Origin of the sequence: Streptomyces sp. NPDC008238 (assembly GCF_042956445.1) — a bacterium.
In the GTDB taxonomy this organism is placed as follows: domain Bacteria; phylum Actinomycetota; class Actinomycetes; order Streptomycetales; family Streptomycetaceae; genus Actinacidiphila.
The window spans coordinates 34,148-58,275 of the sequence record NZ_JBIBGK010000011.1 but is presented as its reverse complement, the minus strand read 5'-3'; the positions used below and the strand labels follow the sequence as shown (position 1 = coordinate 58,275).

Annotated in this window: 24 protein-coding genes, 1 tRNA gene and 1 pseudogene; 12 read left to right on the top strand and 14 right to left on the bottom strand. The window is 72.7% G+C overall.

From position 1 onward, the window contains the following. Window positions 1–105 precede the first annotated feature (105 nt). Complete coding sequence (locus tag ACFZAU_RS22830; protein ID WP_500553711.1) at window positions 106–663, top strand: hypothetical protein; 558 nt, start codon at window positions 106–108, stop codon at window positions 661–663. A gap of 22 nt (window positions 664–685) precedes the next feature. Here ACFZAU_RS22830 and ACFZAU_RS22825 read toward each other — a convergent pair whose 3' ends face one another. Then, window positions 686–1,549: a spermidine synthase gene (locus ACFZAU_RS22825; RefSeq protein ID WP_500553710.1), complete on the bottom strand. Its 864-nt coding sequence runs from the start codon at window positions 1,547–1,549 to the stop codon at window positions 686–688. 34 nt (window positions 1,550–1,583) lie between these two features. Next, a complete protein-coding gene (locus tag ACFZAU_RS22820; RefSeq protein ID WP_500553709.1) occupies window positions 1,584–1,982 on the bottom strand; it encodes a hypothetical protein in 399 nt (132 codons plus the stop codon). 177 nt (window positions 1,983–2,159) lie between these two features. Here ACFZAU_RS22820 and ACFZAU_RS22815 point away from each other — a divergent pair, with 177 nt between their 5' ends. After that, on the top strand, window positions 2,160–3,482 hold the full coding sequence (locus tag ACFZAU_RS22815; RefSeq protein ID WP_500553708.1) for an NsdA family TPR-like regulatory protein: 1,323 nt from the start codon (window positions 2,160–2,162) through the stop codon (window positions 3,480–3,482). Window positions 3,483–3,526: 44 nt separating this feature from the next. On the opposite strand, the gene ACFZAU_RS22810 is transcribed toward ACFZAU_RS22815, so the two are convergent. The 4 genes from ACFZAU_RS22810 to ACFZAU_RS22795 are packed head-to-tail and all read right to left on the bottom strand — an operon-like array spanning window position 3,527 to window position 8,729. Beyond that, a complete protein-coding gene (locus ACFZAU_RS22810; protein ID WP_500553707.1) occupies window positions 3,527–5,500 on the bottom strand; it encodes a hypothetical protein in 1,974 nt (657 codons plus the stop codon). 5 nt (window positions 5,501–5,505) lie between these two features. Then, a complete protein-coding gene (locus tag ACFZAU_RS22805; protein WP_500553706.1) occupies window positions 5,506–6,327 on the bottom strand; it encodes a nucleic acid/nucleotide deaminase domain-containing protein in 822 nt (273 codons plus the stop codon). Between the two features lie 38 nt (window positions 6,328–6,365). After that, window positions 6,366–6,947 carry an SUKH-4 family immunity protein gene (locus ACFZAU_RS22800; protein ID WP_500461457.1) on the bottom strand — a complete coding sequence of 194 codons (582 nt, stop codon included), beginning with the start codon at window positions 6,945–6,947 and terminating at the stop codon, window positions 6,366–6,368. A gap of 54 nt (window positions 6,948–7,001) precedes the next feature. Further along, on the bottom strand, window positions 7,002–8,729 hold the full coding sequence (locus tag ACFZAU_RS22795; RefSeq protein WP_500553705.1) for a WXG100-like domain-containing protein: 1,728 nt from the start codon (window positions 8,727–8,729) through the stop codon (window positions 7,002–7,004). A gap of 289 nt (window positions 8,730–9,018) precedes the next feature. Here ACFZAU_RS22795 and ACFZAU_RS22790 point away from each other — a divergent pair, with 289 nt between their 5' ends. The 3 genes and pseudogenes from ACFZAU_RS22790 (at window position 9,019) to ACFZAU_RS22780 (ending at window position 10,843) form a co-directional block, all read left to right on the top strand. Further along, the gene (locus ACFZAU_RS22790; protein ID WP_500553704.1) at window positions 9,019–9,780 is read left to right on the top strand and encodes a GNAT family N-acetyltransferase; all 762 of its coding nucleotides are present in this window, start codon (window positions 9,019–9,021) and stop codon (window positions 9,778–9,780) included. A 51-nt stretch (window positions 9,781–9,831) separates the two neighbouring features. Then, window positions 9,832–10,646 (top strand): annotated as a pseudogene (locus ACFZAU_RS22785) (Scr1 family TA system antitoxin-like transcriptional regulator). Next, on the top strand, window positions 10,643–10,843 hold the full coding sequence (locus tag ACFZAU_RS22780) for a DUF397 domain-containing protein (protein ID WP_500553703.1): 201 nt from the start codon (window positions 10,643–10,645) through the stop codon (window positions 10,841–10,843). Before ACFZAU_RS22785 ends, ACFZAU_RS22780 begins: the two are co-directional and overlap by 4 nt. 21 nt (window positions 10,844–10,864) lie before the next feature. Here ACFZAU_RS22780 and ACFZAU_RS22775 read toward each other — a convergent pair whose 3' ends face one another. From ACFZAU_RS22775 to ACFZAU_RS22760, 4 genes are all read right to left on the bottom strand, one after another. Next, window positions 10,865–12,349, bottom strand: coding sequence for a GH1 family beta-glucosidase (locus ACFZAU_RS22775; RefSeq protein WP_500553702.1), 1,485 nt, complete (start codon window positions 12,347–12,349; stop codon window positions 10,865–10,867). 75 nt (window positions 12,350–12,424) lie between these two features. Continuing rightward, the gene (locus ACFZAU_RS22770; RefSeq protein ID WP_500553701.1) at window positions 12,425–13,342 is read right to left on the bottom strand and encodes a carbohydrate ABC transporter permease; all 918 of its coding nucleotides are present in this window, start codon (window positions 13,340–13,342) and stop codon (window positions 12,425–12,427) included. A gap of 5 nt (window positions 13,343–13,347) precedes the next feature. Further along, a complete protein-coding gene (locus ACFZAU_RS22765; protein WP_499599164.1) occupies window positions 13,348–14,379 on the bottom strand; it encodes a carbohydrate ABC transporter permease in 1,032 nt (343 codons plus the stop codon). Window positions 14,380–14,384: 5 nt separating this feature from the next. After that, window positions 14,385–15,731, bottom strand: coding sequence for an ABC transporter substrate-binding protein (locus ACFZAU_RS22760; protein WP_499599162.1), 1,347 nt, complete (start codon window positions 15,729–15,731; stop codon window positions 14,385–14,387). A gap of 157 nt (window positions 15,732–15,888) precedes the next feature. Between ACFZAU_RS22760 and ACFZAU_RS22755 the strand changes: the two genes are divergently transcribed. From ACFZAU_RS22755 to ACFZAU_RS22745, 3 genes are all read left to right on the top strand, one after another. Next, a complete protein-coding gene (locus ACFZAU_RS22755) occupies window positions 15,889–16,917 on the top strand; it encodes a LacI family DNA-binding transcriptional regulator (RefSeq protein WP_499599160.1) in 1,029 nt (342 codons plus the stop codon). A gap of 360 nt (window positions 16,918–17,277) precedes the next feature. Then, window positions 17,278–17,469 carry a hypothetical protein gene (locus ACFZAU_RS22750; RefSeq protein WP_499599158.1) on the top strand — a complete coding sequence of 64 codons (192 nt, stop codon included), beginning with the start codon at window positions 17,278–17,280 and terminating at the stop codon, window positions 17,467–17,469. Window positions 17,470–17,524: 55 nt separating this feature from the next. Continuing rightward, entirely contained in the window at window positions 17,525–18,028 is a 504-nt protein-coding gene (locus ACFZAU_RS22745; RefSeq protein ID WP_500553700.1) for a pyridoxamine 5'-phosphate oxidase family protein, read from the top strand. Window positions 18,029–18,035: 7 nt separating this feature from the next. Here the strand turns inward: ACFZAU_RS22745 and ACFZAU_RS22740 are convergent, their stop codons facing one another. After that, the gene (locus ACFZAU_RS22740) at window positions 18,036–18,830 is read right to left on the bottom strand and encodes an isocitrate lyase/PEP mutase family protein (protein WP_500553699.1); all 795 of its coding nucleotides are present in this window, start codon (window positions 18,828–18,830) and stop codon (window positions 18,036–18,038) included. 124 nt (window positions 18,831–18,954) lie between these two features. Here ACFZAU_RS22740 and ACFZAU_RS22735 point away from each other — a divergent pair, with 124 nt between their 5' ends. Beyond that, a complete protein-coding gene (locus ACFZAU_RS22735) occupies window positions 18,955–19,161 on the top strand; it encodes a hypothetical protein (RefSeq protein ID WP_499599153.1) in 207 nt (68 codons plus the stop codon). A gap of 67 nt (window positions 19,162–19,228) precedes the next feature. After that, window positions 19,229–19,738: a flavoprotein gene (locus tag ACFZAU_RS22730; RefSeq protein WP_499599151.1), complete on the top strand. Its 510-nt coding sequence runs from the start codon at window positions 19,229–19,231 to the stop codon at window positions 19,736–19,738. Between the two features lie 143 nt (window positions 19,739–19,881). Here ACFZAU_RS22730 and ACFZAU_RS22725 read toward each other — a convergent pair. The 3 genes from ACFZAU_RS22725 to ACFZAU_RS22715 form a co-directional block, all read right to left on the bottom strand. Further along, window positions 19,882–19,954, bottom strand: a tRNA-His gene (locus ACFZAU_RS22725). Between the two features lie 91 nt (window positions 19,955–20,045). After that, window positions 20,046–20,657: an oligoribonuclease gene (gene orn / locus ACFZAU_RS22720; RefSeq protein WP_500553698.1), complete on the bottom strand. Its 612-nt coding sequence runs from the start codon at window positions 20,655–20,657 to the stop codon at window positions 20,046–20,048. A gap of 5 nt (window positions 20,658–20,662) precedes the next feature. Continuing rightward, the gene (locus ACFZAU_RS22715) at window positions 20,663–22,051 is read right to left on the bottom strand and encodes a helix-turn-helix domain-containing protein (RefSeq protein ID WP_500553822.1); all 1,389 of its coding nucleotides are present in this window, start codon (window positions 22,049–22,051) and stop codon (window positions 20,663–20,665) included. 840 nt (window positions 22,052–22,891) lie between these two features. Between ACFZAU_RS22715 and ACFZAU_RS22710 the strand changes: the two genes are divergently transcribed. Together ACFZAU_RS22710 and ACFZAU_RS22705 are read left to right on the top strand one after the other, a co-directional pair. Then, window positions 22,892–23,413, top strand: a complete 522-nt coding sequence (locus ACFZAU_RS22710; protein ID WP_499599145.1) for a universal stress protein — start codon at window positions 22,892–22,894, stop codon at window positions 23,411–23,413. Window positions 23,414–23,520: 107 nt separating this feature from the next. Beyond that, on the top strand, window positions 23,521–24,117 hold the full coding sequence (locus ACFZAU_RS22705; protein WP_499599144.1) for an acetate uptake transporter: 597 nt from the start codon (window positions 23,521–23,523) through the stop codon (window positions 24,115–24,117). The last annotated feature ends 11 nt before the right edge of the window (window positions 24,118–24,128 follow it).

Sequence of the window (24,128 nt, the reverse complement as noted above, 5' to 3'; positions counted from 1 at the left end):
CCGCAACCTAGCCCATCCGGGGGACGCCGGGTGGGCGCGAGCACGTCAGAACGCGAAGCGCAACCCCCAACCCCGCCCGGCGGTTGCGTCCGGCACCATGGACGGATGCGAAGAGGACTGGCGCACGCCGGAGCGTGGACGCTCGCCACGAGCGCCGCCGTCGCACTGTCGTGGTTCGGCGTCCACCACGTGCTGGCGGGTACGGCCTACGACCCGCCGCGGGCCCTGCCGATCTCCGAGCCGGTCGCCGACGAGGTCCGCGCCCCCACCCGGTCCCCGGACGGCGCCGCCACGCACCGTGCCGACCGGCCCGGGGCCGGCGGCAGCCCGGACCGTACCGCCCGGGCCGGACCGCGCGCCCCCTCCACCGCCCCGGCCCGCCCGCCCGGTTCGGCCACCCCCGCCGCGACCTCCTCCGCCGACACCGGCACCGTGCACGGCTACACGGTCGAGGGCGGACGGGTCGTGCTCGACCTCGGCGCGGACTCCGCGACCCTGGTCTCGGCGACACCCGACGCCGGCTGGGAGATGAAGGTGTGGAAGCAACCGGAGTGGATCCGGGTCGACTTCGTCTCCGCCACCACGACGTCCTCGCTCTTCTGCACCTGGAACGGGCACCCGCCCACGGTCGACACCTACAAGGCGCGGAACACCGGCGGTTAGGGCCGGCCCTCCCCGGTCGCGCCTACCGGAACACCGACTCCGGGGGAACGGGGGAGGCCGCCGCCGTCGCGTCCGTGACCGCCGCCGCGCCGCCCGCGAAGGCGTCCAGTTCCCGGCCGTGCTCGACGCGCCCCGGGTGCGGGTCGGAGGCCACCCGCCGGGTGAACTCCGCGACCGGCAGCTCGCCGTCCGCGGCGACCAGGATCACGTTGCCGAAGCGCCGCCCCCGCAGCACGGCGGGATCCGCCGCCAGGCACGCGTGCGGGAAGCACGTCCGCACCGTCGCGATCTGCGCCCGCAGGAACTCCAGCCGTCCGCCGTCCGCCACATTGGCGGCGTAGACCCCGCCCGGCGCCATCGCGCGCCGGGCCTGCGCCAGGAACTCCGTGCTGGTCAGGTGGGCGGGCGTCCTGGCCCCGCCGAAGACGTCCGTGATGACCAGGTCCGCCCAGCCCTCCGGGACCTTCGCCAGGCCCTCGCGGGCGTCGCCGCCGCGTACCTTGATGCGCCACGTGCGGTCCCAGGGCAGCTCCCGCCGCACCAGTTCGACCAGCGCGGTGTCCAGCTCCACCACCTGCTGCGTCGAGCGCGGCCTGGTCGCCGCCGTGTAGCGGGCCATGGTCAGCGCGCCGCCCCCGAGGTGCAGCACCCGCAACGGGCGGCCGGGCGGTGCGGCGAGGTCGACGACGTGGCCGAGGCGGCGCTGGTAGGAGAAGTCCAGGTACGCGGGGTCGTCGAGGTCGACGTGCGACTGCGGGGCCCCGTCGATCAGCAGCGACCAGCCGCGCGGCCGGTCCCGGTCCGGCACGAGCTCGGCGAGACCCCCGCCGACCTGCTCGCGTATGCCGTCCGGTGCCTTCGTCGTCCTCGTCCTGCGCGGTGCCATGCCCCCCAGTATGGGCGGCGGTCCGCGGGCGGGCTCAGAGCCGGTCGGCCAGCTCGATCATCCGGGCCGCCTCGCCCAGGGCGTCGCGCAGCACCGCCGGGTCCGTCACGGCGGTGTCGTCGTGCGGCGGCACCAGCCAGCCGGTGCCCTCCACCGGGGGCTCCCGCAGCTCGCCGGGGACGGTGAAGCCGCCGCCCGCGGTCTGGGTGCAGGCGCTGCCCGGCATGTCCCAGCCGTCGGCCGTGCCCGGCGGCACCAGGAAGCCGAGGCTGTCCCCCGAGCTGTCGTGCAGCACGGGCCCGAGGCCGGTCCGCAGGCGCAGGATGTCCACGGCCTCCAGCCCCTGCCGGGCCGGGACGGTGACCAGATCCCATGGCTCGTCCAACAAGGCGCATCCTCCTCGGGCTCGGACGGTGGGTTGCACGGTGTCCAACGCGCGCGGACGTCAACAGCTACGCCTCCTTGACGCCGCCAGGGGTGGCGTTTCATGGCGAATGGAGGGTGAGATATCCCTTTTGTAGCCAAACTCCCGGTACTCGGACCGTCACAGCGAGTACGGTCGTCGCGCCGCCACCCGGCACCGCACCGACCGTCCATCGGGAGCCCGGCGATGCACTCGTCACCGTCCACCCCCAACACCGCCTTCCGGCGCCTGCGCGGAGACCGGTCGCCCGGTGAGTTCGCCGCCGCCGTGCGCCGCGCGGGACGGGACATCGGTGAGCAGGTCAGTTGCGACGCCCGCTACATCGGCCGCGTGGAGTCCGGTGAGATCCGCTGCCCCAACTACGCCTACGAGCGGGTCTTCCGGCACATGTTCCCCGGCCGCGACCTCGCCGACATGGGCTTCGAGCCGCGCGAACTGGTCCGCGGCCGGCGCCTCCCGGCGACACCGGCCCCCCGGCCGGCCCCGTACGAGACCGAAACCGACGAGGAGAGCGACGTGCTGCGTCGCGCGTTCATGACCGGCGGCCCGGCCGCCATCGCCACGACCCTCATGCTGGGGCCGGCCGCAGCGGCGGAGACCGTGCACAAGGTGGGCAGACCCCAGGCCCGGGCCGTCCGCGCGGCTGTCCGGGAGATCCGCCTGCACGACGACCGGCACGGCGCAGGCGCGCTCTACCGCCAGGCCGGCCACTCCCTCGGCGCCGCCTACCGCCTCCTCGACGAGGGCACCTACAGCCAGGCCGTCGCCGAGGACCTGATGGGCGGCGCCGGTGAACTCGCCATCTCCGTGGGCTGGCTGGCCCACGACTCCGGGCGCCTCGCCGACGCCCGCTCCTTCTACGGCGAGGCCCTCGCCACCGCCCGCATGGCCGGCGACCGCGCCCTGGAGTCGCACGCCTTCTGCAACGCGTCCTTCCTCGCCCGCGACGCCGGCCGCTCCCGCGAGGCCGTCCGCGCCGCCCAGGCCGCCCAGCAGGCCGCCCGCCACCTCGGTTCACCCCGCCTGCTGTCGCTGCTCGCGCTCCGCGAGGCGGGCGGCTGGGCGGGCCTCGGCGACCGCCCGGGCTGCGAACGCGCCCTGTCACGCGCCCAGACCCTGTTCGGCCGCGGACCCAGCGCCGCGGACCCGGAGTGGATGACGTTCTACGGCGAGGCCGAACTCGCCGGCCTGGAGGCCCAGTCCTGGTCCGCCCTCGGCGACCACCACCGCGCCGCGGAGCACGCGCGGCGCGCGGTGGGCCTGCAGGCACCGCACTTCACCCGCAACGCCGCGCTGTACACCGCCGAACTCGCCAACAACCTCGCCTCCGCGCGCCGCGTCGACGAGGCCACCGACGCCGGCATCCGCGTCCTCGACCTCCTCGGCCGCGTCCAGTCCCCGCGCGTACGGGGCATGCTCGCCTCCGCCGCGCAGACCCTCCAGCCGTACACCCGGCGCCCGGACGTCGCCGAATTCCTGCGCCGGCAGGCGGAGTCGCGACCGGCGTGAGCCGGAGACGCCTTACGGGCGGGTACGGCGGACGTCGCCACGGTCTACTGGGCCCACAGCCGGTCGAAGTGGAGCCGGAGGCCGTACGTCCCGCCGGGGCCGGTGACGGTGAGGGCGCCGTCGGGCGTGAGGGCGATCCCGTCGGCCCGGTGCAGCAACGGAAGGGGGTGGACGCGGGCGCCGAGCAGGTCCCAGACGCCGGCCCGGCCGTCGGCCCAGGCGGCGACGGCGACCGGGCCGTGGGCGGGGGTGTCCGCGGCGGCCAGGGCGGTGATGACGCAGTCGCGCCGCTCCACGGGGTCCGGCATCGGTTCGCCCGAGGTCGCCCACAGGCGCAGGGTGCCGTCCAGTCCGCCGCTGAGGCAGAACGACAGGTCGTGCCGGGCCGAATGGACGTTGGCGAGCGTGGAGACCGGCGCCTGGTGCAGGAGGCGGCTGAGGGGCTCGGGGTCGTACGCGGGGGAGCGCCACAGGTGGACGCGGCCCTCGGCGTCGCCGACGGCCAGGAGACCGGAGGCGGGCACCGAGGCCACGGCCGACGGACCGTCCTGGTTGTGGCGGTGGGCGGCCTCGCCGAAGGCGACCGTGCCGGGCGGGAAGGCGTGCAGGACCTGGTCGCGGTCGAGGAGCAGCACGCCGTCGCCGAGAGCCGCCAGGGCCAGCGGCCGTACCTCGGTGGGGGCGGGCACCCTGCGCAGGTCCGCGCCCGTGGCGGGATCGAGGGCGTGCAGCCGGCCGAGGGGATCGGCCGCGAGCAGCTCCCCCTCGACCGTGCCGGGGCCGAGGGCGGTGAAGGAATCGCCGGGGCGGAACCACTCCGCGGTCCAGGTGTGCCGCTCGGCGACGGGGCGCAGCAGAGCGGCCATCTGCGGCGCGTCGGCGAGCGCGGCGGCGTGCAGGACGGCGGCGCGCTCGGGGTCGCTCAAGCCGGGGGTCGTCAGCACGGGCGCCGCGCGGCGCCACACGGGGGCCAGCACCGCGGGGGCCGCGGCTGCGGTGTCCGGGTCCGATAGAGCCGCCGTCACGGCGGTCGCGGAGCCGTGGACGAGGAAGCCCGCGTCGCGCAGCAACCGGTCCGCCGTACCGGCGGCGACGGCGTGGCCGAGCACGTGTTCCCGGGCGAAGGAGCTGGTCAGGGCGCGGGACTTGAGGACGTCGACGATGCGCTGGTCCAGGTCCGCGACGACCGGTCCCCCGGGCGGCACCTCGTACCGGGCTCCCGCGGGCAGGCGCTCCACGGCGGCGGCGACGGCCTCGCGCGCCGCGGGGTCGCCCGTCAGGTGCGCGTGGAGCAACTCCCACACGTCCCGGGGGACCGGGCCGCGCAGCGCGGCCAGAGTGTGCAGCGCGGGGCGGGCCGCCTCGGGCAGCCGCGCCCACCACACGGCCGGTACGGGCCCCTCGGCGGGCGGCCCGGGGACCGTCGCGGCGAGGCGGGCCGTGGCGGGGTGCGGGAACACCTGGTCCGCGGTGAAGGCGGCGCCGGCGGGGACCAGCCCGGCGTACCAGGCGGCGAACTCCTCGTGATCGGTCAGCGCGGGGTCGTCGAGGTCGACCAGGAAGGAGCCGTCCGGAACACTCCCGACGTCCGTCGCTTCGAGCAGCATCCGCACGTGCGCGAAGCCCAGCAGGGGGTCCACGAGGGCCTCCCGGCAGCCGGGCAGGGCGCGGTGCAGGTCGGCGAAGCCCAGGGTCAGCGGCCGCGGGTCGGCCAGGATCCGCCCCAGCAGGTCATCCGGGGAGAGCGGCCCGTACCCCAGTTGCCGTCCCAGTTCCCAGGACATGGCGTCCACGGCCAGACCGGGGGCGGGGGCGAGCCCGTGCACCATGGTGCCGGGGTCCCGCTGCGCGCCGGCCACGAACCACGCCAGCAGATGGCTCTTGCCGGCCCCGGGGGAACCGGTCACCGCCAGCGGTGCCTTGGTGCCCGACGTCGCCCACTCCAGGATCCGCCGCCCGGCGGGCCCCCGGCCGGCCCCGAGAGCGGGCCGGTCCGCCGTCCCCAGTTCCCCGTTCATGTTCCTCAGCCTTCCTGTGCCGCCGCCTCGCGCAGCTTCCGGATGCCGGCGGCCCGGGACTCGGCCGTCTCCCCGTAGGGGAAGTTGTGCGTCAGCCCGGCTTCAGGGAAGAGGTCCGCGAGCATCATCGAGCAGTAGTGCCCCGGCATGAAGCACGACTCCAGTTCGGTGTGGATGCGCCTGACCTGCTCCGGTTCCACCCCGGACGCCCGCAGGTTCGCCCACAGCCGCTCCTCGGGGTGCGCGCAGATCCCGCCCGAGGAGGTCAGGATCTTCGCCTCCCCGTCGGCGTCGACGACCTCGAACGCCGCGAACCACTCCGCGCTGGCGGTGTCCCGGATGTCGTCCAGCACCTGCGGCCACCAGTCCTCGCGGTCCGCGAACGCCGTGGCGTCCAGTTCCCGCAGCCGCGTCTCCAGTGCCGCGAACGCCTGCGACGCCGTCTCGGGCCGGTCGGTGGCCGCGATCACCGTGAGGGCCTCGTCCAGCGCCACCAGGCTCCGCGCGAACGCCTCCAGAGTGCCGTTCACATGCCGCTCGGGTTCGTCGTAGCCGACGAGGACCCCGCGCACGGCGCCGTCCGGCGCGAGGCAGATCTCGTATCCCCGGTCGGTGCCCAGGCGCAGGTACTCCCGCGCCCGCTCGGGTACCTCCGCCTCCAGTGCGTCGGCGAAGGCGGCCAGGGTCTCCGGTTCCTCGGGCGACGTGGCGAAGTACGGTCCCACCTGCAGGGGCACCACCACCTCGGGCGCCCCCGCGAACCGCCGCACCCCGCCCTCGCCGAACCGGGCCACCACGCTTGCCGTCACCTCTGGGCGGCCGTCCATTGCCTGTCGTCTCCTTCTCCTGGTCCTCCGGCGCCGCCCTAGCCGGCCACGCCGTCGAAACCCTTCGAGGCGTCCTGGAGGAACAGGGACCACGGGCTGTTCTCGTGTCCGAACGCCATGGGCTCCAGCGGACGCAGTTCTGCGAGGAGCCGGTCCGCCGCCCCCCGCGGGTCCCAACGCGCCGCCCGCACGGCGGCGTCCGGGAACTGCGGGTCGTAGGCGGGGCGTTCGCGTTCGGCGGCGCAGAGGAAGTACGCGAGCGAATGCAGGTCCTCGTGGAGGGGGAACACCTCCGGCTCCGCCTCGGGCAGTGCCCAGACCCTCCCGGACGCCCCGTCCAGGACCACGTGGTCGTAGTGCAGCTGGGCCACGTACAGGAAGCCCGCCGCGCCCGGAGGGGCGTCGTCGCCCAGGTGCCAATCGTGGATGGTCGTCATGTGCGTCGGGAAGTCCGGGTCCAGCACGAACAGGCCGCTCTCCTGGAGGGGCAGGCCGATGTTCCGCAGGAACGCGCGCGAGGGCTCGTGGGTGATCAGGGACATCGCCGGGTCGTCCAGGGTGACCAGTTCACCGGGAGCGAAGACGGACTCCAGCAGGGCGCGTGTCACCGTCGGTGGCATGATCCCCTCTCCTGCGCGTCATGGGTGCGGGCGGTCGGTCACGGGCTGCCGATCCTACCGGCGGCCCGCCCGGAGGTCGTCGAGGTAGTCCTTCATGATCGCGTTGCCCTTCACCTGGGACGCGGCGTCCCCGTACTCCACGCTGTGGCTGACCCCGACGTGCGGCATGTACCCCTCAAGCCAGTAGGCGCAGGTGGGCGACTTGTCGTAACACGGCTCCCGCTCCGTGTACATGTGCGTGACGTTTCCATCCATCCCCCTGTCCATGAACGGTGTCGCCAGGCGTTTCTCCGAGTGGTAGGGGCGATCGCTGTAGGCGACCAGCACGAACTCGTGGTCGTTCGCCTCGTCGCGGTAGTGGGCGGCGGCGAAGTTGTTGCTGGTGAAGGTCTCGTCCTTCGTGCCCGGCTTGTCGTACGTCCCGTAGTGGCCCTTCGCGTGGCGTGCCCTGCGGGTGGCGTCCGCGAGGGGAGTGGACGACAGCGGGACCTCGGTGGACTCCTTCTTCTTGGCGGGCTTGCCGCCGGGCAGCTGGCCCACGGTCCGCTTGCCGGGCTGCGGGATGCTCGTCCGGTCCGTGGGGTTCCCGTCGCGGTCCTGGAGGAGCCGGGTGATGCCGGACTTCTTGTCGTCGTCCGTGAGGTCGACGAGTTTGCCCTGGTCGTCCAGGCGCCGTATCTGTCCGTCCGACTCCAGCACGTAGACCGGCTTGCCCCTGCCCGTCTTCTGCAGTTGCTGCAGCTCGGTCGCGATGCTGTCGTCGTTGTCGCGGTGGTTCTGGTGCATCTGCTTCAGGCCCTTGCGCATGTCGTTGCGCACATGGCCCACGGCCTTCTCGGCCGCCTCGCCGATGCCGTCCACGATCTTCGTGGCGATCGGCATGATGTGCCCGGCGATCTCGCCGCGGCCGCCGGTGCGGTTCTTGGCGTCGCGGGCCCGGCCTATGTGACCCTTCGACTTGCCGTGCAGGGAGCCGGTGATGCCGTCGAGCTGGGTGTCGATCCGGTCGAAGCTTTCCCCGTCGCTCTGGAAGTGAGTGCCCCCGCCACCGCCGCCCCCGCCCCCGCCACCGCCACCGCCACCACCGCTGCCTCCGGCGCTGGCGAGGGTGAAGCTGTCGGCCTGCTTCTTGGCGCCGTCGACGCCCTCGCCGAAGCCCTCCTTGCCGGCGTCGGCGGTCCGGCCGAGGTCGACGCCCTTCTGCAGGCCGAGGGCGTTGGAACCGACCTGGATGATCAGGTCGGCGGCCATCGACTCCAGGGCGGCGTAGATCGGGGCGGTGGCGATGGACATCAGCTGGTCCACGACCTGGTTGATGACCTCGCGGAAGATCTTCTTCACGATCATCCGGGTCGCCTGTGTCGCGGCGGCCCCGGCGAAGCTCGACAGCCCCAGCGTGAAGGGCGCGGAGGCGATGGTCGCGACGATCTCCGCTGCCAGGATGCCGAGTTGGACGATCGCCGCGACCTTGGCGACCTCGATCGCGATCGCCACCCCGTCGAGCGCCGTCGCCCCCATCCGCGCGGCCTCGGCGAGATTGGCCAGATGCGTGCCCTTGACCTTGCCCCAGTGCGCCTCGAAGGCGTCCATCGCGGCGCCCGCGTTCGCGCCCAGCAGCTCCTGCACGGCGGTGTGGGCGTCCATGGCGCCGCCGTCCATGTCGTCCGCGAAGTCCCGCAGCGACGTGGCCATCTCGCGGTAGTCGTCCTCGTCGACGTTCGGCCACGCGATGCCGATCAGGTCGAGCACGTACGCCAGCTCGTCGGGCAGTACGACACCCACCGCGGACACCCCCGTGTCTCTTCTTGACTGCAGCAGAGAAATTGACGCTACGTAAGAGGTATCAGTTCCTCAACTGTCGTGGGAATGACGGGCTGTGTATCGGACGTGCGCCTGAGCACGCCAGCGTCGCGCTCGGGCTCGCGCCACCAGTCGTCGACGCCCCCTTCGCGCCGAAGGGAGGAACCGGACCTCCCAAACCGGCCGACGACCGGTCCACCTCCCAGCCGTCGGCTCTCAGCAGTTGCGCCGCCATGGCCCGCGACCCTGGCGCCCCCCCTAGGCTGCCCCCATGACCGGACCGGAACTGCGGGGGATCCGCGCCTTCGTCGCCGCCTTCGCCCGCCGCCAGGCCGCGCGCACCGTCGACCTCCCCGGCGCCTTCGCCGTCCTCGACGACGCCTACGCGTACTCGCACGGCAACAACCACGTGGTCGTGGACGGGGCCGTGGACCCCGAGGCGCTGCCGGCCCTCGCCGACGAGGCGCTGGGCCACCTGAAGCACCGCGCGATCACCGTCCTGGACGACGCGGCGGGCACCGCCTGCGCCGGGCCCCTGATCCGTGCCGGCTACCACCACTCCGCCGAGCTCGTCATGCTGCACACCGGCCCGGTGCCGGACGGCGGTCCCGCGGAGGAGGTGGACCTCGACGCCTTCCGCGAACCCCTCGCCCGGCGCTGGCGCGGCTTCCTCCCGGAGGCCGACGACGAGGCCGTCCGCCAGCTCGTCGACCGCCGTGAGGCCCGCCACCGCGGCGCGGACGTCGTCCGCTTCATCGGCGCGCGGACGCCCGAGGGCGACGTCGCCTCCTGGGCGGACCTCTACATCGACCCCGCGTCCGGCACCGCCCAGGTCGAGGACCTCATCACCGCCGAGACCCACCTCGGCCGCGGCTACGCCGACGCCGTCCTGTCCACGGCGTTGCGCCAGGCCGTCGACGCCGGGTGCCCCACCCGCTTCCTCGTCGCCGACGAGGACGACTGGCCCCGGCACTGGTACGGCCGCCGCGGCTTCACGGCTATCGGCCGCTTCCACAGCTTCGGGCGCGGCTGACACTGCCCTTCCGTAGTCTGGTGACCACGGAGAGTACGGGGGTGGGTGCGGATGGCCGGCGAGGTGACCCAGCCGCCGATGGCGTGGCGGTACTGCGGCAACCAGGTCAAACTCTGGCGTGAGCAAGCGGGCGTCACGCGTGAGCAGTTGGCCCGTGAGGCGGCGTACGGCTACGAGACGGTGAAGTCCATGGAGCAGGGCCGCCGCCGGCCCACCACTCGACTGCTCCAGGTAGCGGACCAGCTCTGCGGGGCGGGAGGGAAGCTCACCGCAGCGCAGGAGTTCCTGAAACCGGAGCGGTTCCCCGAGCGCACGCGCGAGTTCATGCAGGCTGAATCCGAGGCGATCGCGCTGTACGGGTACGAGCCCCTGCTCGTGCCCGGGCTGTTGCAGACCGAGGCGTATGCCCGTGCGCTGATGGGCAACAGCTGTCCGCCGCTCGACGACGAGACGATCGAGGAACGGGTCGCGGCGCGGCTGGAGCGGCAGGAGAAGCTGCGGCGGAAGCCCGCGGCGCTGTTCGGCTTCGTGCTCTACGAGGCGGCCCTGAGGACGAGCGTCGGTGGCCCGGAGGTGATGAAGCGGCAGTTGCAGGGTCTGCTGACCGCGGGCTCACTGCGCAACGTCTCCATCCAGGTGCTGCCTGCCGACCGTGTCGCGTATCCGGCGCTCAGCGGGTCGTTGGTGCTCCTGGAGACGGAGGAGCACGAACACCTCGCCTACGTGGAGGCGCAGGAGACGAGCGCTCTCTACACCGACCCGACGAAGGTCGCCGGTTGTCGCAACGTCATGGAATCATCCGCATGCAGGCCCTCGGCGTCGAGGAGTCGGCGCGGTTCATCGGCGAGCTGGCGGAGGCCATATGAGGACCCGGCTGGTGTGGTTCACGTCCAGCTACAGCGACGACCAGGGAGGCAACTGCGTCGAGGTCGCCACCACCCCCCACCGCGTGCACGTGCGCGACAGCAAGGACCCGGACGGGCCCTCCCTGTCCTTCACCCCCGCGGCCTGGACGGAGTTCCTCCGCGACGTGGGACGGGACGCGGCGCTCCCCTCCAAGTAGCGCGCCGCGTCCCGTCGCGCGTCACGACGAGGCGTCGGCCTCCGCCGCGTCGGGGAGCGCGTCGGGGAGCGCGCCGTTGCGGGCGACGCCCGCGTACCAGTGGGCGCTGGACTTCGGGATGCGCTCCTGCGTCTCGTAGTCGACCCAGACCGCGCCGAAGCGCTTGCTGTACCCGTACGCCCACTCGAAGTTGTCCATCAGGGACCACAGGAAGTAGCCCCGGACGTCGGCGCCGTCGCGCATGGCGCGGTGGACCGCCTCGAGGTGGACGCGCAGGTACTCCACCCGCTCGGGGTCGTGCACCGCGCCGTCGGGGCCCACGGAGTCCTCGTAGGCCGCGCCGTTCTCGGTGATGAGCAGCGGGAGGTCGGGGAACTCGCGGTTCATCCGCATCAGCAGGTCGTACAGGCCCGTTGGGTCGACGGACCAGCCCATCGCCGTCCGCTCGCCCGGGGGCTGGTGGAAGGCGACGTCGTCCGCGCCCGGCCAGGGCGAGAACGCGCTGGAGCCGTGGCCGTCGCTGCGCGGCCCGTCGACGGAGGCGCCGTCCGACACCAGGGTGGGCGTGTAGTAGTTGATGCCGAGCACGTCCAGCGGGTGGCGCTTGATCGCGGCGAGGTCGCCGTCCTGGACGAAGGACCAGTCGGTCAGGCCGCGGGTGTCCTCGAGCAGGTCCCGCGGGTACGCGCCCTTGAGCAGCGGGCCGGTGAAGACCCGGTTGCCGACGGCGTCGATGCGGCGGGCGGCGTCCACGTCGCCGGCGGAGCCGGTGAGCGCGCGGACCTGGTGCAGGTTGAGGGTGATGCCGAGCTGGGCGCGGGCCGGGAGGACCGAGCGCAGCGCCTCGGCGGCGCGGCCGTGGCCGAGGTTGAGGTGGTGGGCGGCGCGCAGGGCGGCGACCGGGTCGGTGCGGCCCGGGGCGTGGACGCCGGAGCCGTAGCCGAGGAAGGCGCTGCACCAGGGCTCGTTGAGGGTGGTCCACAGCTGGACGCGGTCGCCGAGCGCCTCGGCGACGATCCGCGCGTACTCGCCGAAGCGCTCCGCGGTGTCGCGGGCGGGCCAGCCGCCGGCGTCCTCGAGCTCCTGCGGCAGGTCCCAGTGGTAGAGGGTGACGGCGGGCTGGATGCCGTGCTCCAGCAGCTCGTCGGTGAGCGCGCGGTAGAAGTCGAGGCCGCGTTCCACCGCCGGCCCGCGGCCGGTGGGCTGGACGCGGGACCAGGAGACGGAGAACCGGTAGGCGCTCAGGCCGAGGTCGGCCATGAGGCGCACGTCGTCGCGGAACCGGTGGTAGTGGTCGGCGGCGACGTCGCCGGTGTGGCCCTCGAAGACCTTGCCGGGGGTGTGGCTGAAGGTGTCCCAGATCGACGGGGTGCGCCCGTCCTCGGCAGCGCCGCCCTCGATCTGGTACGCGGCGGTGGCCGCACCCCACAGGAAGCCGGGCGGGAACTGGTGGCCGCCGGCTGCGGCGGTGCCGCTCGCTGCGGGACGGATGTCGGACGCTGTCATACGGGAGCGCTCCCATCGGAACGAGTGAACAAGAGGAGTAAGGGGGGAGGGGCGCGGCCGCGGCCGGGGGAGGGCTCAGCCCTTGACCGCGCCCTGCATGATGCCGCCGACGATCTGCTTGCCGAAGATCACGAAGACCAGCAGCAGCGGGAGCGTGCCGAGCAGCGCGCCGGCCATGATGACGGACTCGTCGGGGATGTAGCCGCGGCCGAGGCTGGTGAGCGCGACCTGCACGGTCGGGTTCTCCTGGGTCAGCGCGATGATCGGCCAGAAGAAGTCGTTCCAGGCCGCGACGAAGGTCAGCATGCCCAGGACCGCCATCGCGGGCCGGGCGGCCGGGAAGACCACGTGCCAGACGATCCGCAGGCTGCTGGCGCCGTCGACGCGGGCGGCCTCGATGATCTCGGTGGGCAGCGCCTGGGAGAGGTACTGCCGCATGAAGAAGACACCGAAGGCGCTGACGAAGGTCGGCAGGACGACCGCCTGGAGGTGGTTCGTCCAGTCGAGGTCCGCGATCCACAGGAACAGCGGCACCACGCTCAGCTGCGGCGGCACCATCATGGTGCCGATGGTCAGCATCAGCAGGAAGTTCTTCATCTTGAACCGCAGCTTGGCGAAGGCGAAGCCGGCGATCGTGGAGAACAGCACCGTGCCGATGGTGATGCTGCCCGCGACGATGGTCGTGTTCAGCAGCGCCGTGCTGAGGTTGGCCTCGGTCCACGCGGTCTGCAGGTTGCTGAAGAGGTTCGAGCCGAACCAGAACGGCGGCGGGGTCTGCGCCAGCCGCGAGTTCGTCCGGGAGGCGGCGATCGCGGTCCACACCAGGGGGAAGAGCGATATCGCGGTGAAGACGATCAGCACGATGTAGGTGAACGGGCCCGCGTGCAACTGCCGTCCGGCCTTGGGCGCCCCGGGGGTGCGGCGCTTGGCCTTGCGGGGCGCGTCCGCCGCGCCGGCCGCCTGATCCGCCGGGTTGGTCGAGATGGTGGCCATCGTCGTCACCCCTCGTGGTTCTTGCGCAGCCAGCGGGCGACCAGCCCGTTGACGGCGGCGATCAGCAGCAGGAGCAGGAACATCGCCCAGGCGATGGCCGAGGCCCGCCCGAGGTGGTAGTTCGTCCAGCCCTGCTCGTACAGGTACAGGCCCAGCGTCTGGAACTGGTGGGAGGAGCCGCCCTTCTCGCCGCCGGGGCCGCCGAAGAGGAACGGTTCGCCGAAGAGCTGGGTGGCACCGATCGTCGAGACCACGATCGTGAAGAGGATCGTCGGCCGCAGCATCGGGATCGTCACGTGGCGGAACTGCTGCCAGCGCGAGGCGCCGTCCAGCGCGGCGGACTCGTACAGGTCGTGCGGTACGGCCTGCATCGCGGCCAGGTAGATCAAGGTGTTGTAACCGGTCCATCGCCAGATCACGATCGACGAGACCGCGATCTGCGAGGACCAGGTGCCCGCCCGCCAGTCGATGTGGTTGCTGAACCCGAGGTGCTCGAGGCCCCAGTTGATCATGCCGTAGTCGGTGCCGAACATCAGCGTGAAGACCAGCGTCGCGGCGGCGACCGAGGTGGCGTACGGGGTGAGCATCGCGACCCGGAAGAAGGTCGAGCCGCGCAGCTTGTAGTTGAGCAGGTGGGCCAGGCCCAGCGCGATCAGCAGCTGCGGGACGGTCGAGATCACACCGATGGTGAACGTGTTCTTCAGGGCGTTCCAGAAGAACTCGTCCTCCAGCAGACGGGTGTAGTTGTGGAAGCCGACGAACTCGCGCGCGTCGAGGTTGGTCAGCTCCACCCGGTAGAAGGAGGACCAGCCCGTGTAGATCAGCGGGAAGAGGCCGAAGGCGGCGAAGAACAGGAAGAAGGGCGAGACGAAGGCGTACGGCATCGCCTTGACGTCCCACCGGTAGCGGCGGCTGCGCCAGCGGCCGCGTCGCTCGTCACGTGCGTCGCGCGGACGGCCGGAGCCGCCGCGCGGGGCCGCGCCCCCCTCGGAGGGGGGCGCGGTCACTGCGGTCATGTCGGAGGTCTCCGAAGCCATGCGGGTCACTGGTCCAGTGCGTTGTCGATTTCCTTCTCGGCAGCCGCCCAGCCCTGAGCAGGGGTCTTGCCCTGCTGCTCGACCTGCAGGATGCCGACGTCGGTGATGGCCGTGTAGATCTGCTGGTCCTTCGGGCCGATCACCAGGGTCGGGATGCTCTTGGCCGCGTCGGCGAAGATCTGGCCGATCGGCGCGTTGTTGAAGTACTCGTGCTTGGCGTCCTTGACCTCGGGCAGGTCATAGGCGCCCGGGGCGCTCGGGAAGCTCGCCTGCTTGGCGAAGACCTTGGCCTGCTGGGCGGGGGCGGTCAGCCACGCGGCCAGCTTCACGGCCTCTGCCTTGTTCTTGCCGGCCGAGGGCACGCCCACGAAGGAGCCGCCCCAGTTGGCGGGCTTCGGCGCGGCGGCGACGTCCCACTTGCCCTTGCCCGCGTCGCCGGCCTTCTCCTGGATGTAGCCGAGCATCCACGACGGGCAGGGGAGCGAGGCGAAGCGGCCGTTGGCGAAGCCCTGGTCCCAGGCCTTGTCGAACAGCTTCAGCTTGGCGGTCATCTTGCCGGTGGTGGCCTCCATGGCCAGGTTCCAGGCCTCCTTCACGGAGGGGCTGGTCTTGTAGATGACCTTGCCGCTGCTGTCGTAGTAGCGCTCGGAGGCGGAGTTGCTGATCGCCTGGTAGAGACCGGCGGACGAGTCCAGGAACGTGGTGTTCTTGGGCGCGTGCTCGGTGTAGGTCTTGCCCGCGTCCAGGTACTTGCTCCAGTCACCGGCCCACAGCTTGCCGACCTCTTCGCGGTCGGTGGGCAGACCGGCCGCCTTGAACAGGTCGGTGCGGTAGCAGATGGCCATCGGGCCGATATCGGTGCCGAGCGCGACGGTCTTGCCGTCGGAGGTGCTGGCCTGTGCCCACTTCCAGTCGAGGTAGTTCGACTTGTCGACGCCCTCGGCCTTGGAGAGGTCCTCGAACTTCGCCGCCTGGGTGGTGACGACCTCGTTGATGTTGCCGACCTCGATGGCCTGGATGTCGCTCAGGCCGCTGCCGGCGGCGAGGTGGGTCAGCAGCTGCGGGTAGTAGGCGTCGTTCCGCTCGATCACGTTCTCCTTGATCGTGATGTTCGGATGCGCCTTCTCGTACTCCTCGTACAGACCGGCCTGCTTGTAGCCGAAGACACCGAAGGTGCCGACCGTGAGGGTGATCTTGCCCTTGCCGTCACCCTCCGAGCCACCGGCCTTGGCCGGCTCGTCGCTGTCCTTGGAGCAGCCGGCGAGCAGGCTCACTCCCAGCGCTGCCACCGCGGTTATCGCGACGGCCGCGGTACGGCCTCGTGGCCGGGACGACTTCCTTGTCGTGCGCATTCGGGTCCTCCGGGTACGTGCGGGAAGTGTACGTGTTCGATAGTGTGGGAGCGCTCCCATACGTGATGTGTTGAAGAGTCTCCGTTCCCCGATGAGGTGTCAAGGGAGCAGACGCTCTAAGTTGGCGCAGTTACCACCTCGTGATTGGGAGGCCGCAATGGTGATCGGCGGACGGCGCAGCGGCAGGCCGACGCTTGAGGAGGTCGCCGCGCGTGCCGGAGTGGGCCGCGGCACGGTCTCCCGGGTGATCAACGGATCGCCCCGGGTGAGCGACCGCGCCAAGACCGCGGTCGAGGCCGCCATCGCCGAGCTCGGCTACGTCCCCAACCGCGCGGCGCGCGCCCTGGCGGGCAACCGGACGGACGCGATCGCCCTGGTCATCCCGGAGGCGGAGACCAGGCTCTTCGCCGAGCCGTACTTCTCCGACATCATCCGGGGCGTCGGCGCCGAGCTCGCCGACACCGACATGCAGCTGCTGCTCACGCTGCTGCGGACGCCCAAGGAACGGCAGCGCTTCGCCCAGTACCTCGGCGCGCACCGGGTCGACGGCGTCCTGCTGGTCTCGGTGCACGAGGACGACCCGCTGCCCGACCTGCTGGAGCAGCTGGAGATGCCGACGGTGCTGAGCGGCCGCCGCTCCGACCTGGAGTCGGTGTCGTACGTCGACTCCGACAACGTCGGCGGTGCCCGTTCGGCCGTCGCCCACCTGCTGGGGCGCGGGCGCAAGGCGGTGGCCACCATCACCGGGCCCCTGGACATGTACGTCGCCCGCTCCCGCCTCGACGGCTACCGCCAGGCGGTGGAGGGTGCCGGGCTGGCCCACGACCACGCGCTGGTCGCGGCCGGCGACTTCACCGAGGAGGGCGGGCGTGCCGCGATGCGGGCGCTGCTGGAGCGCCGGCCGGACGTCGACGCGGTTTTCGCGGCCTCCGACGTGATGGCCAGCGGCGCGCTGCAGGTGCTGCGGGAGAAGGGGCGGCGCGTGCCCGACGACGTGGCGCTGATCGGCTTCGACGACTCGGCCATCGCCCGCCACACCGACCCGCCGCTCACCAGCGTGCGGCAGCCGATCGAGGAGATGGGCCGCACCATGGCGCGGGTGCTGCTGGAGGAGATCGCGGCGAGCACCGCCACCCGCCGGCAGGTGGTGCTGTCGACGGAGCTCGTGCGCCGCGAGTCGGCCTGACCGCGCGGCCCGACAGCGCGGCCTGACAGCGCGGCGGGACCGATGCGCGGCCTGACCGCCGCGCGGCCTTCCCGGCCGTACCGCCGTCGCGCGCTGCGGAGGGCGGGCGCGCGGACCCGGAACCGCACACCCGCCCGGCTTCGTGCCGCCTGCCCCGTGGCGGGAGAGGCGCCGGTCAGGGGCGTGGGCGCGCTCCCACCGGTCCCGGCAGACCGTAGCGGCACAGGACGCGCGCGACCAGGGAGCCGGCGCGGACCGGAGGGAGTGAGCCCCGTCACGTGAGGAGGCTCACGGTGTGACATGGCCCCACGAGGCCGTCAACCAGGGCTCTTTGTCACACCCCTCTCCTAAAATCAAGGCATGCCACCGACCGTTGTTCTGGACCGCCGATCCGTCGAAGCCGCCAATGAGGCCATACGGCGGTACGTCGCGGGCCGGCGCACCTGGTCGCGTGCCGAACTGGCCGAGCTGGACCGCCTGCGCGGGATCTGGCAGGCGGCGCGCCAGGGCCAGGGCGACGCCCCGGCCCGCCGCCTCCCGGGCGAGGAGTGATCCCGCCCCGGCAATGCCGACAGAGGATGTCGGGTATGCCGGGCAGCATGGCGGCATGACGACCAGCTGGACAGACCTAGAGGAAGCGCAGCCCGGCCTCGCCGAGGCCGTGCGCACCCGATTCGGCGGCTACAAGCACCACGTCCTCGGCACCCTCCGCGCCGACGGCGCTCCCCGGCTCAGCGGCATCGAGGCCGAGTTCCGGTTGGGCGAGCTGTGGCTCGGCATGATGCCCCGCTCCCGCAAGGCCCTCGACCTGCGGCGCGACCCGCGCTTCGCGCTCCACGTCAACCCCGGCCCGGACACCTCCATGGACGGCGGCGACGTGCGGATCTCCGGGCGCGCCGTCGAGGTCACCGACCCGGCGGTGATCGCCCGCTTCACCGGCGAGGTGACGGTGCCCGAGGGGCCCTTCCACCTCTTCCGCGCCGAGATCGCCGAGGTCGTACGCACCTACGTCGAGGACCCCGACCTCGTCCTGCAGGTGTGGCGGCCCGGCGGCCCGTTGCGCACGATCCGGCGCGGCAACGACGAGTCGCCGCCGCGCACGGACGACTGACGACCCGTCAGCCCTGCGTGAACGGGCTGTCCCCGCGTGCGACCGCCGCCAGGAGCCCGGCGAAGTACCCCTGGACCAGCTGGTGGAGCTGATGACCGAAGCTGATCCTGGCCACCCCCAGCTCCGCCAGACGGGCCCGTGAGGGCCCGCCGGGCCGGGACAGCACGTTGACCGGACGGCCGTCCACGGCCTCGACGACGGCCGCCACGGACTGCTCGTCCAGCGCCCCGATCGGGTAGACGCAGTCCGCGCCGGCCGCCAGGTACGCCCGTGCCCGCTCCACCGCCTCCGCCAGGCGCCGCGCGGGGTCGGCGTCGCGGCGCAGGAAGCAGTCCGTCCGGGCGTTGATCACCAGCTCGGGGTCCGCCGCGCGCAGGGCGGCGATGTACTCCGCCTGCTCCCCGGCGTCGGCCAGGAGGCCCGTGCGGTGGTCGGTGTCCTCCAGGTTGCAGCCCACGGCGCCGGTCGCGGACAGCCGCTCCGCCAGCTCCGCGGGCGCCATCCCGTAGCCCCGTTCCAAGTCGGCGGTCACCGGCACGGGGACGGCCCGGGCGATGCGGGCCACCGCGGCGAGCATCTCCTCCGCGGGGGTGCCCTCCCGGTCCTGGTACCCCAGGACGCGCGCCATGGCGGCGCTCCCGGTGGCGACCGCGGGGAAGCCCGCGTCGGCCACGGCGAGCGCGGAGGCGCAGTCCCAGACGTTCGGCAGGACCAGCGGGTCGCCCGGCACGTGCAGGGCGCGCAGACGGGAGGCGAGGGCGGTACGGGAGGCAAGGGCCGTACGGGAGGAGTCGGTGCTCATGCCCCCCACGCTACGAGCGCGGGGACGGGCCTGCCGAGGGCCATTCGCCCGCCGCCCGGCGGGGCCACTTCGGGCGCGCGGCGCGGCGGGTGCGGCGCGTGCCGGGGTGCCGCAAGCTGGACAGGTGAGCACCCTGATCGTCGTGTCCCCCGTCCAGGCCGGTGACCCGCCCTTCCGCATCGTGCAGATCGACGGGCAGCCCGTCGGCATCGCCCACGACCTGCTCGACGTCGTCCGCATCGCCCACGACGCCGGGCGGGAGCACGTCGACTTCGACGACCCGCAGGTCGTGCGCTGGCTCGGCGGGGGCAAGTACCACTGGGCCCCGTGAGGGCCGCCGGGCGTCCGGTCCCGCATACGGTTGCGTAAGATCCACTTCCCGCGATTGGGTGGGCCGCATGACTCGGACCCTCTACCTCTTCGCCGGTGCCGCCCCGCCCGTCTTCGACGTCGCGCGGGTCATCGAGGACGCGCAGGTGCGCGGCTGGGACGTGTGCCTCGGGCTGACGCCCACGGCGGCCCGCTGGTTGGAGCCGAGCCTGGACGGGCTGGCCGCGCTGACCGGCCGCCCCGTACGCCACGAGTACCCGCTGCCCGGCCTGCCCGAGGTCTGGCCCCCGGCCGACGTGATCCTGGTGGCCCCGGCCACCTTCAACACGATCAACGGATGGGCGCTGGGCCTCACGGGGACCTTCGTGACCGGGGTCCTCGCCGAGGGCCTCGGCAAGCGCGTCCCGACGGTGGCGATGCCCTCCGTGAACGCCGGGCTCATGCAGCACCCGCAGTACGAGCGTTCGCTGGAGACCCTGCGTGCCGCCGGGGTCACGCTGCTGCTCGGCGACGCCGGGCCCGGGCCCGAGTACCCCTGGCAGCCGGCGCTCGCCGCCGCCGAGGCCGTCGCCGGCTGACCCGCCCGGCCGGGGCCGCGTGGTCCCGGCCCCGTGGTCCCGGCCGCCGCGACCGGCGGGCCACCGCCGGGGCCGGGCCCGCGAGCAGGTCCGCACACGACTGAGGGCCGGTCCGTTTCCACGGACCGGCCCTCAGTCGACAGGGTGAGTGACGGGACTCGAACCCGCGACATCCTGGACCACAACCAGGTGCTCTACCAGCTGAGCTACACCCACCACGACCGGCGCTTGTCACTGCTCCGCACCGGCCGAGAAAAAGTGTACAGGGTCCGGCGGGGTGCTCGCTGCCACGTTTCCCGTGGGTCGCTCACTCCACCGTTTCCGCAGGCAGGACGTACTTCGCGGCGATCGAACGCGCGGTGTCCGTGTCGGGTCCCGGCTGCGGCACGAAGACCGCCTCGCGGTAGTAGCGCAGCTCCGCGATGGACTCCCGGATGTCGGCGAGCGCGCGGTGGTGGCCGTTCTTCTCGGGGCTCGCGAAGTAGGCGCGCGGGTACCAGCGCCGGGCCAGCTCCTTGACGGAGGAGACGTCGACGATGCGGTAGTGCAGGTGCTGCTCGAGGGCCGGCATGTCCCGGGCGAGGAAGCCGCGGTCGGTGGAGACCGAGTTGCCGCACAGCGGCGCCTTGCGGGGCTCGGTCACGTACTGGCGCACGTAGTCCAGGACGAGCTTCTCCGCCTCCTCCAGCGTCACCCCGCCGTCGAGCTCGTCGAGCAGCCCGGAGGCGGTGTGCATCGTGCGGACGATCTCCGGCATGCTCTCCAGGGCCTCGCCCGGCGGACGGATGACGATGTCCACCCCCTCGCCGAGCACGTTGAGCTCCGAGTCGGTGACGAGCGCCGCCACCTCGATCAGAGCGTCCTGGGCCAGGGAGAGCCCGGTCATCTCGCAGTCGATCCACACCATCCGGTCGTTCATACGTCTCACCCTACGGGGCGATCCCGCGGAGCAGGCATAGTCGCGCTGCGACTGCGCCCGTCACGGCCGTCCCGGTCGCCCCGCGGACGCCGGCTGCCGTGCGGCTCGCGCGGGTCGAAGCGACTGCCGGGCTGCTCCGGGATGCGCGCCGCGTAGGGCGGTTCGCCCTCGGTCTTGGGCGTGCCCGGGCCGGTGCCGGGACCGTTCTGCCCCGGGATCTGCAGCACCCCGCCGTTGCCGCGGTCCGCGGTGGGCACGGGGCTGCGGCGGGGGACCGGAACCGGGCCGCCGGCCGCCTCGGCCCCGCGCGGTTCACGGGTGGCGCCGAGCGCGGCGGGGTCCGGATCGTCCTGCGGGCGCCGGGCGCGGTAGGCGGCCCGGTACGAGGCGGGGGAGGAGCCGAGCTGGCGGCGGAAGTGCCCGCGCAGCGCGACGGGCGAGCGGAAACCGCAGCGTGCGGCGACCTCGTCCACGGAGTAGTCGGAGGTCTCCAGCAACCGCTGGGCCTGCAGGACGCGCTGGGTGATCAGCCACTGCAGGGGCGCGCTGCCGGTCAGGGTGCGGAAACGGCGGTCGAAGGTGCGGCGGCTCATGTAGGCGCGGGCGGCCAGGGTCTCCACGTCGAACTGCTCGTGCAGGTGCTCCAGGGCCCAGGCGACGACCTCGGCGAGCGGATCGCCGCCGATCTCCTCGGGTAAAGAGCGGTCGAGGTGCCGGGGCTGGCCGCCCCAGTCGCCGCGGCGCGGCGGTACGACCAGCCGGCGGGCGAGCGCGTTGGCGGCCTCGCCGCCGTGGTCGCTGCGCACGACGTGCAGGCACAGGTCGATGCCGGCGGCGGTGCCGGCGCTGGTGAGGACGTCGCCGTCGTCGACGAACAGCTCGCGCGGGTCGACGTGGACGGACGGGTAGCGCTTGGCGAGGGTCGGCGCGTACATCCAGTGCGTGGTGGCCGGGCGGCCGTCCAGCAGCCCCGCGGCGGCGAGCACGAAGGCACCGGTGCACAGCCCGATGATGCGGGCGCCCTCCTCGTGGGCGCGGCGCAGCGCGTCCAGCGCCTCGGCGGGCGGCGGCTGCGAGATCGAGCGCCAGGCGGGCACGACGACCGTGCCGGCCCGCGACAGTGCCTCCAGGCCGTACGGGGCGGACAACTCCAGCCCTCCGGTGGTGCGCAGGGGGCCGTCCTCGCCGGCGCAGACCAGCAGCCGGTAGCGCGGAACGCCCGCGTCCTGGCGGTCGATGCCGAACACGGAGAGCGGGATGGAGCTCTCGAAGATGGGCCCGCCGCTGAACAGCAGGACGGCGACCACCTCCTGACGGCGCCGTGCCGACAACTTGCGCGGTCCGCGCCCCTGTTGGGCGGTGGCGGACGGGCCGGACGGAACGGAGGTGCTCACCGGGGCGCCGGACGCTCCCGGGACGTACGGGACGTGCGCCGTACCCGTCGACGCGGACGGTGCGGTGGACGTGCCGGCGGCCGACTGGATCTCCGCCATGGTGCCGGTCCTGGACTCCTGTGTCATGGAGCTCAAGCCCCCCTCGGTCGTCTGGTCCTCTCGGTCCTGCACGGGTCCCCCGCCGTTGTCGCTCAAGATCGAATCTACTCGTTCCGCTGTACCCGCAGTGGCAAGTTCACCACCTGCCGGTATGTCGACATGACCACGTGGCGTGAAGCATTCGATCACGAAGCGTTCTCCTCGTGAAGTGTGCCTTCCGGGAGGGGAACCGGCGCACAACGCCCGTGCGCCCCCTCATTCCGCTTCCGCCCTGGTGGTGGCGGGGGTTGTGGCACATGATCCCAAGTCCCGTCCCAGGATGGGAAGTTGGCCGAAAATGATGGGAAGTCCTGTACGCGCCCCTGGTCAGCGCTCCGTCGTACGCCCCCTGTGTGGCCGGGGAACGAGTGCGCCCCCTCCGCCTCGTGGGGCGGGGAGGACGATTCCGGATATGGCCGGAGGCGGACAGTGGGAGAGGGCCGCGCGCGGGGTGACTTGTCCGATTGGCGACCGGGCGTTGCGCTCCGCCGCCCGCTCCGGCATTCTCCTGGAAACTCCGGGGTAGGGGGACGCTGTGAGGGCGACTGCGCATCTGTGCAGGGGCCCACAGTCGCCGTACTCTGGAGTCAGCGGGAAGGGCAGCCCCTTACCGGTCGAAATCAGGCCGGTCCCGCGGCCCCCGCACTGTTGTTGTCCGCCCACTCGGCGCCCCCGGCGCCGACCTTGCCGAGAAACCGCATCATGGCCGGTTACGAGCTCCCCGAGCCCGCCGAAGGAAAGCCGCTCGCCGAATCGGCGGCGGTGCCCGAGGCGGACTGCGAGCCGCGCACTTCCTGTGATCCCGCGTTCCGGCACGGCGTGGTCGTCGGTTTCGACGGCTCCGTGTCGAGTGAACGGGCCCTCGCGTACGCCATCGGCATGGCCCGCCGGTCCGGTTCCGCGCTGATCATCGTGCACGTCGCCAACCGGCTCCCGGCGACCGTGTGGGCGGGCTGCGAGCCGCCCGTCTTCGTCGACGTCCCCGACCACCGCACCGAGGTGCTCGGCCTGGAACTCGCCTGCGCCGACCATCTGTCGGAGGTGCCGTGGATCCTGGTCGAGCGCGGCGGCGACATCTGTCACGAGCTGGAGGAGGTCGGCCGGGAGTACGAGGCCGACGCCATCGTGGTGGGTGGGACGCACGGGATCATCGGCAAGATCTTCGGGTCGGTCGCCGGGCGCCTCGCCCGCCGCGCGCAGCGGCCTGTCGTGGTCATTCCATAACGATTCGGTGCACGACGCCCTGAATCAGGTCTCCGCGGGATTGCTTGTGCCCTTGTGAAGGGTATCTCATCTGCAGTTTCTTCCCTCGTACCCGAAGGGGGCCCGCGGTGGACAACGACGTCTCCACGGCACGCACCGCAGGAGCCGGCGCGACGGCTCTGGGATATCTGACACTCGGCCTGACGCTGATCGCCTACGGGCTGCTCAGCACCGGCGTATTCGACAACACCGCGACGGCGGACGCCGCCCGGCTCGCACTCGTCGTCGGCGGCGTGACGCAATTCGTCGCCGGCATGTGGGAGTTCTACGGCGGCAACGGCTTCACCGGCACCGCCTTCGCCTCACTGGGCGCCTTCTGGGTGACCTGGTCGGCGGGGTCCGGTGCGAGTGCGAGCAAGGAGGCCGCCGGGCTCTTCATGCTCCTGTGGGCGCTGCTGGCGCTCAGCCTCACGATGGCCGCCTGGCAGATGGGCGGGGTGGCGCAGGCGGTCTTCGGGCTGCTGACCGTCGCCACGGCCCTGTCCGGTGTCGCCGCACTCGCCTCCAACGGCGGCCTCGGCAAGGTGGCCGGCTGGGTCGCCCTCGCGGCCGGGGCGGTCGCCTGGTACGGCGGGACCGCACTGCTCACCAACGCCGCGTGGGGCCGGCGCGCCCTCGCCGACGGCTGGCGGCTGTCCGTGCCGCGCCGCGGGCACGCGGCCTGACCCTCGGGAAC

Bases quoted from the DNA above. Each gene is read 5' to 3' on its own strand.
- ACFZAU_RS22830 (WP_500553711.1), top strand. From the start codon at position 106: ATGCGAAGAGGACTGGCGCACGCCGGAGCGTGGACGCTCGCCACGAGC.
- ACFZAU_RS22825 (WP_500553710.1), bottom strand. From the start codon at position 1,549: ATGGCACCGCGCAGGACGAGGACGACGAAGGCACCGGACGGCATACGC.
- ACFZAU_RS22815 (WP_500553708.1), top strand. From the start codon at position 2,160: ATGCACTCGTCACCGTCCACCCCCAACACCGCCTTCCGGCGCCTGCGC.
- ACFZAU_RS22810 (WP_500553707.1), bottom strand. From the start codon at position 5,500: ATGAACGGGGAACTGGGGACGGCGGACCGGCCCGCTCTCGGGGCCGGC.
- ACFZAU_RS22805 (WP_500553706.1), bottom strand. From the start codon at position 6,327: ATGGACGGCCGCCCAGAGGTGACGGCAAGCGTGGTGGCCCGGTTCGGC.
- ACFZAU_RS22800 (WP_500461457.1), bottom strand. From the start codon at position 6,947: ATGCCACCGACGGTGACACGCGCCCTGCTGGAGTCCGTCTTCGCTCCC.
- ACFZAU_RS22790 (WP_500553704.1), top strand. From the start codon at position 9,019: ATGACCGGACCGGAACTGCGGGGGATCCGCGCCTTCGTCGCCGCCTTC.
- ACFZAU_RS22780 (WP_500553703.1), top strand. From the start codon at position 10,643: ATGAGGACCCGGCTGGTGTGGTTCACGTCCAGCTACAGCGACGACCAG.
- ACFZAU_RS22775 (WP_500553702.1), bottom strand. From the start codon at position 12,349: ATGACAGCGTCCGACATCCGTCCCGCAGCGAGCGGCACCGCCGCAGCC.
- ACFZAU_RS22770 (WP_500553701.1), bottom strand. From the start codon at position 13,342: ATGGCCACCATCTCGACCAACCCGGCGGATCAGGCGGCCGGCGCGGCG.
- ACFZAU_RS22765 (WP_499599164.1), bottom strand. From the start codon at position 14,379: ATGGCTTCGGAGACCTCCGACATGACCGCAGTGACCGCGCCCCCCTCC.
- ACFZAU_RS22760 (WP_499599162.1), bottom strand. From the start codon at position 15,731: ATGCGCACGACAAGGAAGTCGTCCCGGCCACGAGGCCGTACCGCGGCC.
- ACFZAU_RS22755 (WP_499599160.1), top strand. From the start codon at position 15,889: ATGGTGATCGGCGGACGGCGCAGCGGCAGGCCGACGCTTGAGGAGGTC.
- ACFZAU_RS22750 (WP_499599158.1), top strand. From the start codon at position 17,278: ATGCCACCGACCGTTGTTCTGGACCGCCGATCCGTCGAAGCCGCCAAT.
- ACFZAU_RS22745 (WP_500553700.1), top strand. From the start codon at position 17,525: ATGACGACCAGCTGGACAGACCTAGAGGAAGCGCAGCCCGGCCTCGCC.
- ACFZAU_RS22740 (WP_500553699.1), bottom strand. From the start codon at position 18,830: ATGAGCACCGACTCCTCCCGTACGGCCCTTGCCTCCCGTACCGCCCTC.
- ACFZAU_RS22730 (WP_499599151.1), top strand. From the start codon at position 19,229: ATGACTCGGACCCTCTACCTCTTCGCCGGTGCCGCCCCGCCCGTCTTC.
- orn (WP_500553698.1), bottom strand. From the start codon at position 20,657: ATGAACGACCGGATGGTGTGGATCGACTGCGAGATGACCGGGCTCTCC.
- ACFZAU_RS22710 (WP_499599145.1), top strand. From the start codon at position 22,892: ATGGCCGGTTACGAGCTCCCCGAGCCCGCCGAAGGAAAGCCGCTCGCC.